The organism is Pelomicrobium sp. P1, assembly GCF_052805615.1.
Genome location: NZ_JBRBEM010000004.1, coordinates 211555 through 221435, shown reverse-complemented (window position 1 = coordinate 221435; position 9881 = coordinate 211555). Strand labels below are relative to the sequence as shown.

Annotated in this window: 7 protein-coding genes, 1 tRNA gene and 1 pseudogene; 4 read left to right on the top strand and 5 right to left on the bottom strand. The window is 70.4% G+C overall.

What is annotated here, in order from left to right; genetic code table 11:
• Together ACUVYZ_RS06410 and thiS are read right to left on the bottom strand one after the other, a co-directional pair.
• Positions 1 to 83 (bottom strand): annotated as a pseudogene (locus ACUVYZ_RS06410) (thiazole synthase); the annotation flags it as partial.
• Positions 84 to 156: 73 nt separating this feature from the next.
• A complete protein-coding gene (gene thiS / locus ACUVYZ_RS06405) occupies positions 157 to 360 on the bottom strand; it encodes a sulfur carrier protein ThiS (protein WP_439933188.1) in 204 nt (67 codons plus the stop codon).
• A gap of 362 nt (positions 361 to 722) precedes the next feature.
• On the opposite strand from thiS, the gene ACUVYZ_RS06400 reads away from it, so the two are divergent.
• Positions 723 to 796: transfer RNA gene (locus ACUVYZ_RS06400), tRNA-Gly, on the top strand.
• Between the two features lie 628 nt (positions 797 to 1424).
• Positions 1425 to 2033: a hypothetical protein gene (locus ACUVYZ_RS06395; protein ID WP_439933189.1), complete on the top strand. Its 609-nt coding sequence runs from the start codon at positions 1425 to 1427 to the stop codon at positions 2031 to 2033.
• A 35-nt stretch (positions 2034 to 2068) separates the two neighbouring features.
• Here ACUVYZ_RS06395 and ACUVYZ_RS06390 read toward each other — a convergent pair whose 3' ends face one another.
• Genes ACUVYZ_RS06390 through ACUVYZ_RS06380 form a run of 3 tightly spaced genes read right to left on the bottom strand, consistent with a single transcriptional unit; the run spans position 2069 to position 6303 of the window.
• Positions 2069 to 3139: a lipocalin-like domain-containing protein gene (locus tag ACUVYZ_RS06390; protein ID WP_439933190.1), complete on the bottom strand. Its 1071-nt coding sequence runs from the start codon at positions 3137 to 3139 to the stop codon at positions 2069 to 2071.
• Positions 3136 to 5646 (bottom strand): FtsX-like permease family protein, encoded by a 2511-nt coding sequence (locus ACUVYZ_RS06385; RefSeq protein WP_439933191.1) that lies wholly within the window; start codon positions 5644 to 5646, stop codon positions 3136 to 3138. The genes ACUVYZ_RS06390 and ACUVYZ_RS06385 overlap by 4 nt, the downstream gene beginning before the upstream one ends.
• Positions 5647 to 6303 (bottom strand): ABC transporter ATP-binding protein, encoded by a 657-nt coding sequence (locus tag ACUVYZ_RS06380; RefSeq protein ID WP_439933405.1) that lies wholly within the window; start codon positions 6301 to 6303, stop codon positions 5647 to 5649. It lies immediately after the preceding gene.
• Positions 6304 to 6493: 190 nt separating this feature from the next.
• Here ACUVYZ_RS06380 and ACUVYZ_RS06375 point away from each other — a divergent pair, with 190 nt between their 5' ends.
• Together ACUVYZ_RS06375 and mutY are read left to right on the top strand one after the other, a co-directional pair.
• A complete protein-coding gene (locus tag ACUVYZ_RS06375) occupies positions 6494 to 8815 on the top strand; it encodes an AsmA family protein (RefSeq protein WP_439933192.1) in 2322 nt (773 codons plus the stop codon).
• Positions 8812 to 9864 (top strand): A/G-specific adenine glycosylase, encoded by a 1053-nt coding sequence (mutY, locus tag ACUVYZ_RS06370; protein ID WP_439933193.1) that lies wholly within the window; start codon positions 8812 to 8814, stop codon positions 9862 to 9864. The genes ACUVYZ_RS06375 and mutY overlap by 4 nt, the downstream gene beginning before the upstream one ends.
• The last annotated feature ends 17 nt before the right edge of the window (positions 9865 to 9881 follow it).

Below are 9881 nucleotides of genomic sequence, written 5' to 3'. Positions count from 1 at the left end.
GTCTCCTCGAAGTCCTTGTACTTGCCGGTCCCCACCAGGAGCCGGGACGAATAGGCGGTGCCTGCGATGACCAGTGGATCCATGGGCGCGTCTCCGAACGGGGAGAAACAGGAACTCAACGATGACATGAGCCCGGGCCGATGCCCTTGACCCGGGTCAACCGCCGCCGACCGCCACCACGATTTCCAGCCGGTCGCCTTCCTGCAGACGCTCCTCTTGGAAGCGGCTGCGGGGCACGATCTCGCCGTTTTTTTCCAGGGCGATGCGCTTACCGGCGAGCTGCAGCTCGTCGATGAGCTGGGCCACCGTAATGCCGGGGGCGAACCGGCGGGGTTCCCCGTTCACCGTAAGCTCGATCATGGCGTGGGAGCGTCGAAGTATCGAATTCAGAGCATTATTTTACCACCGGCGAGCGCCTCGTTCTCAGCGCCGGGCGGGCGAATTTCAAATCCGGCAGGGAATGGGGTAGACTGTGGCCGCCCTGGGCGGGTGTAGTTCAATGGTAGAACATCAGCTTCCCAAGCTGAGAACGTGGGTTCGACCATTCGACGTCCGGTGGACGTCGAATGGGACGTCGGGCCGGTCGAGGCCCGGCGGTCCCGAGCCGCCTGAGGCGGCGAGGGATGCCCGGATCGCGGAGGCAACGCGAGCCGGGCACATTCCCATCACCCGCTGGATTTCCGGCGAGGTGGGAAGGGGAGGAAAATAGCCGAGTCCGCCGTGCGGGTGTAGTTCAATGGTAGAACATCAGCTTCCCAAGCTGAGAACGTGGGTTCGATTCCCATCACCCGCTCCAGAAACCCAAGGGCCCTCCGCGGAGGGCCCTTGGGTTTCTGGAATGTGGGGAAGGGTGAAGTACCCACCCGGGTTCGACAACCGGAGGTCCGGTGGACCTACGGTTGGACGTGGGCCCGTCCACGGGCCCACGGTCCCGAGCGGCATCGCCGCGAGGGATGCCCGGATCGCGGAGGCAACGCGAGCCGGGCACATTCCCATCACCCGTCGGGGTGTGCGGATTGCGGTTTGATGCGTGGGCGGCCACGAAGCCGCTGACAGCGGCGAGGGATGCCCGGATCGCGGAGGCAACGCGAGCCGGGCACATTCCCATCACCCGTCGGGGTGTGCGGATTGCGGTTTGATGCGTGGGCGGCCGCGAAGCCGCTGACAGCGGCGAGGGATGTCCGGATCGCGGAGGCAACGCGAGCCGGGCGCATTCCCATCACCCGCTCCCATCCAGAAACGCTTCCGCTTCGTCCTGCAAGACCCATTCGAAGCGGTTCCAGCGACGTCTACCGCCTTCGCCCGCCTCTCTTAGATCTTTGTCTTTTCGCGACTTCGTTTCGATAGCTGACAAGCGCGGGACAACGGCCTACTATCGAAGTGGACCATGGGTTTGCACACCTGGGTTGAGCGAGAGTCCGACGATGGCTGATAGCAGAAACCGCAACCCGGAAGATCTGGAGTTGCGTAAGCTCCTTCCCCGTTACGTTAAAGGACATCTGACCGGCCCGATGCTGGCGCGGGTGGAGGCTTTCCTTGCCCGCTCCCCCGACGCGCGGGCGGAAGTGGAATGGCTGAGGCGGCGGGAACGGGAGGCTCAAGCGAGTGTTGGACCGCGAAGCCGGGACGCCGCCTTCGCCCGCTTCATGCAGCAGCTCGTGCCTTCGGCCCCGGTTCCCGTTCCGGCGGCACCCCCGCGGCGCCGCGGCCGGCCCCGCTGGCTTACCCCCATGTTCGGCATCGCGGTGACGGTGGCGGCGGTGGAGGCGGCCCTGATCGGGGCGCTGCTCCATGAACGGGAAGCCGCGACCCCTGTCCAGGTCGGGGGCGCCCGGCTCACCGTGACCTTCCATCACGAGGCGACGGAAGGTCAGATCCGGGAGCTGCTCCAGAGCGTGGGGGCGACCATCGTCTCCGGTCCGGGAGCGGGGGGCGCCTATACGCTGGACGTGGCCACCGGCCAGGCCGAAGCCGCCACCGCCCACCTGGCGAAGCGCCGAGAAGTAGTCCGGAGCGTGGGGCCTGCCGATTGAGCGCAGGGGGTTCGTCGCTGACGTTCCATTGACCGCTAAAACCTCAACGCCCTGCCATAGCCGGTCAGCTCCAGATAACCGCGCCCCACCAGGCGGCCCGCTTCCAGCGCCTCCACCGCGCCCTCCCAGTAGAGGGTGCCGGTGCTTGCCCGGGCGTCGTTTTCCTGATCATCCATGAGGGGCCGGAGTTTAAGCTCTAGAGACCCCGTCCGCACCGTCCAGTCCACCGGATAGCCGATCCCGGAACGGGGGCTCGCCCAGCGGCGCCCAGGAATGAAGACGACCTCGTCGGGCCCGAAGGTGCGAACGCTCCCGTCGGGGCGCCGCAGGGTGCCCCCCGCCCAGTGGGTCCCGCCTTTCCGGTCGCGCATGCGGAAGGCCATCAGCGCCCCCCCGTCCAGGAGATTGATCCCGATCCAGTCCCAGCCCACCGCGGCCTCGTCCATGAGCCGGCTCGACCACTCGTGGTCGAGCCAGGCTTCCCCGGTCACCGTCCGGCGGCGCCCGTCCCGCTCCACGGTGCCCGCGACCCGCAGGTGGGGCAGGCTGTAGTAGTAGCTCGCCGAGTGCTCCTCGGGCCCCTTCTGGCTGAAGCCGTCCCGTCCCTGCAGCAGGGGCGGCTGGGTGGGCTCGAAGGCGAGATCCAGGCGGAATCCCTGGGCGGGGATCACGGCCCGGTAGCGGCTGCCTTCCTGGATCAGGGTCCAGTCGTCGATGGCGAGATCTACCCGACCCTGCCGGGCGTAAGCCAGGCCGAAGCCCTCCCGGGCCGCCCGCTGGTCATGGAGCAGCCGCCCTAAGGCGGGGTCCGAGAGGGCGGCGTGGGCGGCCAGGACCTGGCGCGGCGCGAATCGACTGGGATTTTCGCTGGCAAAATCCGGCCGGCTGCGGAAAAAGGTGACCTGGAAGCCCAGCCGGGCCCCGTCCTCGGCAGTGAGCCACCCGGTCACGTACCACCATTCGATGCGGAACGCCGGGTGGCTGCCCTCGTCGGCAGGAAACGAGATCTCCCGGCCCGGCGTGACCGGAGGATACTCGATCCCCGCTGCCGCCAGAGCGGCGAAACCCAGCAGCGCCAGCCCGAACAAACCCTTAAGGCTCCTCACCAGTCCTCCCGCACCGCCCGCACCACCTCCATGCCCGTGGCCTGGCGGCCGCTCGCCACGGCGGTCACCGCCGCGGCGGCGACCAGACCCGCCGCCAGGAGCACGAGCAGCCCCCAGGGGGGATGGAGATCCATGCTCCAGTGAAACGACTGGCGGTTGACTACGTGGATCAGAATCAGGCCCACCACGAATCCCAGCACGTTGCCGGCCAGGACACCGGTGAGGCCCCACACCCCGCCCTCGAAGGCCAGCATGGCCCCGATCTCCCGGCGGGTCATGCCCACGTGGCGCAGCATGCCGAACTCCCCCCGCCGGGCCAGCACCTGGCTGCTGGCGGCGGCGCTTACGCCGAAGAGCCCGATCAGCAGCGCCACGGCTTCCAGGGCGTAGGTGACGGCGAAGGTGCGGTCGAAGAGGGCGAGGGAGGCGGCCCGGATGTCCCCCGGGACGCTCACCTCGAAGGCGGCTTCCGGCCGCCGCTGCCGCAGACCTGCGGCCACCCCATCGGCCGTCGCCCCCGGGGCGAGCCACAGGGTGGCGGTGGTGGCACGGGGATCGCCAGTGAGCCGCCGGTACAGGGCCAGATCCAGGACCGCCGCGCCCTCCGGCCGGGCGTAGTCCCGCCAGATCCCCTGCACCTGGAAGGCCACGGGGCGCCCGGCAAGGGGCAACTCCAGGCGGCTGCCCGGCGCGAGGCCGTAGAGATCGGCGAAGGACTCGGACACCCAAAGGGGATCGACCTCTTCGGGCTGGGCGGGGGCCTCCCGGGTGAGCCACAGGCGCTCCCGGGCCTCGTTAAGGCCCATGGGCCGGGCGATCAGGGTGACGGGGGGACGGTCGGGGGCCAGGACGATTTCCACCGAGCGGGACAGCTCGAAGCGAGCCACACCGGGAAGACCCGCTAAAGTCTCCTGGAAGGCCACGTCCAAGAAGGCGGATTCCCCGGCGAAGCCGGCGCGCAGATAGAGGTCTCCGGGCAGCACTTTTTCCAGCCAGGCGTCCAGGGAGTGGCGGAAGGAGGCCACCATGATGGCCATGGACACCATGAGGCTGCCGCTCACCAGCACCGCCGCCACCGACAACGTCACCTGGCCCGCGCTGCCTTTGAGGTGGGCGGCGGCCACCTGGGTCCATGCCGGCCCGCGGACGGGAAGCGCATCGAAGGCGCGGCGGGTGAGGGCCGGCAGCAGCAGCACCGCCCCCAGGAGGAGCAAGGCGATGGCGGCGTAGCCCCCCAGGGGCAGCCCGTCCACCGGGGGCAGCCCGAGGAGTGCGACGGCGAGCCCCAGGGCTACCGTCCCCGGCGCGCGCCAGGGGAGGCGGGCGAGGGGCCGCTCTTCGTCCCCTGCCTTGAGGGCCTGGGCCGGCGCTACCCGAGCCGCCTCCAGGGCCGGGGCGAGGGCCCCCAGGACGGAAACCCCAACCCCCAGGACGAAGAAGCCCGCCCAGGTCCAGGGGGTAGCCCGCACCCGGGAGGCGAGGTGCGGAAAATATCCCGCCCCCAGGTCGGCGCCCAGGGTCGCCAGGACGAAAGCCGCCAGGGCGTAACCCAGGGCCACCCCCAGGGCGGCGCCCACGGCCCCGAGGACCGCCCCCTCCGCCAGGATCCAGCGGGCGAGGGCCCCCCGCGCCGCCCCCAGGGCCCGCAGCAGGGCCAGTTGCCGCCGGCGCCGCAGCACGGAGAGGGCCTGGGTGGAAAAGACCAGGAACCCGCCGGTGAAGAGGGCAATCAGGGAAAGGGCGGTCAGGTTCACCCGGTAGGCCCGGGAGAGGCTCAGGGCTTCCCGGGCCTCCAGCGCCGGGGTGGTCACCTGCACGTCGGGGGGGAGCCGCTGCGCCAGAGCGGCGCGAACCTCCGCCGGCTCGGCGCCGGGGGCGAGGCGCAGGTCGATGCGGGAGAGCCGCCCCAGCCGGTCGAGCCTCCACTGGGCGGCGGCGATGTCCATGACCCCGATGGACTGGGAAAAAGCGCTTCCGGGAAGTAACCCCGCCACCCGCAGTTCCACCGGACGGGTGCCCACCCGCACCGGGAGCCGGTCGCCCTCTCGAAGCCCAAGCGCTTGGGCCGCGGCGGGGCTCAAGTACAAGGCATCGTCGCTAAAGATGTCGATGGGGGAACCGCCTTCGCCGGTGGAAAGGGCTGGCAGGAGCCGCCCGGCCCGCAGGGGATCCAGCCCCTGGATGCGCAGGGTTTCCCGGCGCCCCTCAAGCCGCGCTTCCACTTCCACCAGCGGGCTCGCGAGCTTGACGCCCGGGGTGCGGGCCACCATCGGAAAGAGCTCCTCGTCGAAGCCTTCGCTCCCCCCTTGCACCACCAGGTCCGCCTCGCCGAAGAGGGCCCGGGTGGCGGCGTGGACTTCCGCGGCGGCGGTGCCGTGGATCAGGTGGATCGCCATTCCCAGGGCGACGCCCAGAGCGATGGCCACGACGGACAGGGCGGTGCGGCCCGGCGCCTGGAACAGGGGCCCGAGCACGGCGGCCCGGGCGATGAGGCGGGCGGTTCCCATTCAGCGGGTTTGGGGCGCGAGCCCCTCGGGTCCCAACACGTAGACGCGCTGGGCCGTGGCCGCGGCCCGCTCGGAATGGGTGACCAGGATGGCAGCGGCGCCGTCCTGCTGAAGTTGCTCCTTCATCACGCCTAGCACCTGGGCAGCGGTGCGCGGGTCCAGGTTGCCCGTGGGCTCGTCCGCCAGCACCAGGGCCGGCCGGTGGACCAGGGCCCGGGCGATGGCCACCCGCTGGGCCTCGCCGCCGGAGAGCTCCCGGGGATAGCGCCGGGCCTTGCCTGCGAGCCCCACCCGCTCGAGCAAGCGCTGCACCCGGTCCGGATCGTCCAGGGCATTCAAGGCGAGGGGCAAGGCCACGTTCTGAGCCACCGTCAGGTGGGGCAGCAGGTGGAAGGCCTGGAACACGAAGCCCATGCGGCGGCGGCGCAGGCGGGTGCGCTCGTCGTCGTCGAGCCGGGTGAGGTCCACCCCCTCCAGCACCACGCGTCCCGCATCCGGTGTGTCCAGGCCGGCGATCAGGTTGAGCAGCGTGGATTTGCCCACGCCGGATTCCCCCATGATGGCCACATATTCTCCGGGAGCGAGATCGAAGGCGACGCCCCGCAGCACCGGCGCGCCGGGATGATAGGCCTTGGTGAGATCGCGGACCTGGAGCATGAACCAGTAGAAGGGCGGGCGCGGCGGCGAGTTCACCGCGGCAGAGCGCCTTTCCCTCGCTGCGCGATATGATACGCTGGAGCCCGTTGCGAAAGCCGCGGCGCCGCTCCCGTGTCGCTCCGGTGTCCTCTCCACCGCCGCGACGGCCGCGGATTGTTCTCCGCCCAACCTCCACATGCAAGGCCCTTCGATGAAAAAGCTCAAGCTCGCCCTCCTCGGACTCGCCGTGCTGGCGGTCGTCGCCATCGCGGGACTCGTCCTCTTCGCCGCCACCTTCGACGCCAACCGCTACAAGCCCCAGCTCGCGGCCCTGGTCAAGGAAAAGACCGGCCGCACGCTGACGCTGGAGGGCGACCTGCGCCTCACCCTCTTTCCCAGGCTCGGCGCGAGCCTCGGCCGTGCGAGCCTGTCCGAGCGGGGCGGGGAGGAGGAATTCGCCGCCATCGAGAGCGCGAGGGCTTCAGTGGCCCTGTGGCCCCTGCTGCGCCGGGAAGTGGTGGTGGACGAGGTGGCCCTCACGGGCTTGCGGGCGCGGCTGGTGAAGTTCAAGGACGGCTCCACCAACTACCAGGACCTGCTGGCGGTGCCGGTGCCCCCGGCGGGAAAGGCCCAGGCGCCGCAAGAGGAGGGGGCGCCGCCCGTGATGATCGACATCGATCAGGTGACGGTGAGCGACGCGACCCTGCACTACCGGGACGAGACCCAGGGACGGGAGCTCACGCTGCGCAACCTGAACCTCAAGACCGGGCGCATCGCCAACGACGTGCCGAGCACCGTGGGCCTCACCTTCACCGCGGTGGGCAAGCAGCCGGAGCTGAACCTGGACACCCGCTTCCAGGGCCGTCTCACTTTCAATGTGCAGGCGCAGCGCGTGGCCATGAACGACGCGAGCCTCCACGTGACTGGGAACGCCGCGGAGCTCAAGAAGCTTGAGCTCGCCGCCAACGGGGACTTGACCGCCAACGCCAAGACCGGGGAGTTCGCGGCCGAGAAACTGAAGCTCACCCTCACGGGCGAGCATGGGGGCGAAGCCCTGGACCTGGCGGTGGACGCCCCCAAGCTGATCCTGGCGGGCGAACGCTACACGGGCGGGAAGGCCACCGTGAGCTTCAAGCGCACGGGGGGCCGGGACGCCTGGGTCGCGAACCTGGCTGTCGCCGGCGTGCAGGGCAACGCCCAGGCGTTCCAGGCGGGGCCCCTGCAGCTCACCCTGGACGGCCGCCAGGGGGAGCGGACGTTCAAGGTGACCGTGAACGCCCCCTTGACGGGGAACCTGGAGACCCGGGAGTTCCGGTTGAAGCCCCTCAAGCTGAGCGGCACCGCCATGGGGCCGGATTTGCCCGGAGGCAAGGCCTCCGCCGATCTGACGGGAGAGGCGGCGTTCAACACGGCCAAGGAAACGGCCAGCACCCGGCTCCAGGGCACGCTGCTGGAGAGCCCCCTTACCGCCACGGTGGACGTGAACGGGTTCGCCAAACCGAAGGTTTCTTTCGCCCTGGCGGTAGAAACCCTGGATCTCGACCGGCTCACCGGCGGCGCCCCGCCTCAAGCGGGGAAGGGAAGCGGCCAAGGGTCGGCATCCCAGAAGGACGCCGCCGCTCGGAAGGGCGCCCCCCTGGGCTTCGCCTTCCTCGAGGGCCTGGACCTGAACGGGGTGGTGAAAATCGGCAAGCTCAAGGCGGCGAACCTGACTGCCACCGACGTGCACCTCGTCGTGAAGGCCGCCGGCGGGCGGTTGAACGCCACGCCATCCGCCACCTTGTACCAGGGCAAGCTCTCGGGGGCGCTGGCCATCGCCGCCACCCAGCCCCCTTCCATCGCCATCCAGCAGCAGTTGACCGGCGTCCAGGTGGGCCCCCTGCTTCGGGACTTGAACGGCACGGATCGCCTGGAAGGGCGCGGCACCGTGACCTTGGACTTGAGCGGCCAGGGGGCGAGCGTCGAGGCCCTCAAGAAAGCCCTGCGGGGCACCGTGGCCTTCCAGCTCAAGGATGGCGCCATCAAGGGGGTGAACATCGCCGAGACCTTGCGGGAGGCCAAGGCGGCCCTCGCCACCCTGCGGGGCAAGCAGGTGGAAGCCGCGAGCGGCGAGAAGAAGACCGACTTCTCCGAGCTCTCGGGCACTTTTCTCCTCAAGGACGGCGTCGCCCGCAACAACGACCTCACGGGCAAGTCGCCCCTGCTGCGGCTCGCCGGTGCGGGGAGCGTGGATATCGTCAACGACACCCTGGATTACCTGCTCAAGGCCACCGTGGTGGCCACCTCCAAGGGACAAGGGGGCGCGGAACTGGCCCAGCTCAAAGGCATCACGGTGCCGGTGCGGGTGACGGGTCCCCTGGCCCAGCCCCGCTACGAGTTCGACTTCGGCGCCATCGCGGGCGACGTGGCCAAGCGTACCCTGGAGCGGGAGATCCAGCGCCGGCTGGGCGGCCCTAAGGAAGGGGGCGAAGCGGGCCAGGAGGCGCCGCCGCCCAACCCCCTGGACGCGCTGAAGGAGCTGTTCAAGAAGTGATTCCGGTCGCCGGGACCTTCGCCGAACGGCTCATCGCCTGGCAGCGGCGGGCGGGACGGCATGACCTGCCCTGGCAGAAGCGCCGCGACCCCTATGCCATCTGGATCGCAGAGGTGATGCTGCAGCAGACCCAGGTGGCCACCGTCGTTCCCTACTACCTGCGCTTCCTGGAGCGCTTCCCCTCCGTGGCGGCGCTGGCCGCGGCGGAGCTGGAGGAGGTGCTCGAGCTGTGGAGCGGGCTCGGCTATTACTCCCGGGCGCGCCACCTCCACCGGGCGGCCCGGGAGATTATGGGGAAGTGGGGCGGCGCTTTCCCCACCTGCAGCGAAGACATCGCCAGGCTGCCGGGGGTGGGGCGCTCCACCGCCGCGGCCGTCGCGGTTTTCGCCTTCGGCGAGCGGGCCGCGATCCTGGACGGCAACGTGAAGCGGGTGCTCGCTCGCCACCTGGGCATCGAAGGCCACCCGGGCGCGCCGGCCGTGGAGCGGCGCCTGTGGCGGGAAGCCCACGCGCTTCTTCCCGGGCAAGACATCGAGGCGTACACCCAGGGCCTCATGGACCTGGGGGCCACCGTGTGCACCCGCGCGCGGCCCCGCTGCGCCGCCTGCCCGGTGGCCGGCGACTGCGTGGCTCGGCGCACGGGGCAGGTGGATCGGCTGCCCGCGCCGCGCCCGCGTCGGCCCTTGCCCCAGCGGGAGGTCCAGTGGCTGGTGGTGGTCCGCGCGGGCGAAGTGCTGCTGGAAAAGCGCGCGCCCGTGGGCCTGTGGGGCGGCCTGTGGTCGTTTCCCGAGATCGGCCTGGAAGAGGACCCCGCCGCCTGGTGCGCCCGGGTGCTGGAAGCGCGGCCCCAGGCGCTCGCGGCGCTGGAGCCCCTCACCCACGTCTTCACCCATTTCGCCCTGCGCATCCATCCGCGGCTCTTGCGGGTGGGGCGCGTGCCGGAGCGGGCGGCGCAACCGGGGTGGCTGTGGCTTCCCGTCCTCGAAGCGGCCCAGGGGGCGGTGCCCACGCCGGTGCGGAGAGTGCTGGCGTCGATCCCTTCGATTTGATCGGGATCAATAGCGGG

Bases quoted from the DNA above. Each gene is read 5' to 3' on its own strand.
- thiS (WP_439933188.1), bottom strand. From the start codon at position 360: ATGATCGAGCTTACGGTGAACGGGGAACCCCGCCGGTTCGCCCCCGGC.
- ACUVYZ_RS06395 (WP_439933189.1), top strand. From the start codon at position 1,425: ATGGCTGATAGCAGAAACCGCAACCCGGAAGATCTGGAGTTGCGTAAG.
- ACUVYZ_RS06385 (WP_439933191.1), bottom strand. From the start codon at position 5,646: ATGGGAACCGCCCGCCTCATCGCCCGGGCCGCCGTGCTCGGGCCCCTG.
- ACUVYZ_RS06380 (WP_439933405.1), bottom strand. From the start codon at position 6,303: ATGCTCCAGGTCCGCGATCTCACCAAGGCCTATCATCCCGGCGCGCCG.
- ACUVYZ_RS06375 (WP_439933192.1), top strand. From the start codon at position 6,494: ATGAAAAAGCTCAAGCTCGCCCTCCTCGGACTCGCCGTGCTGGCGGTC.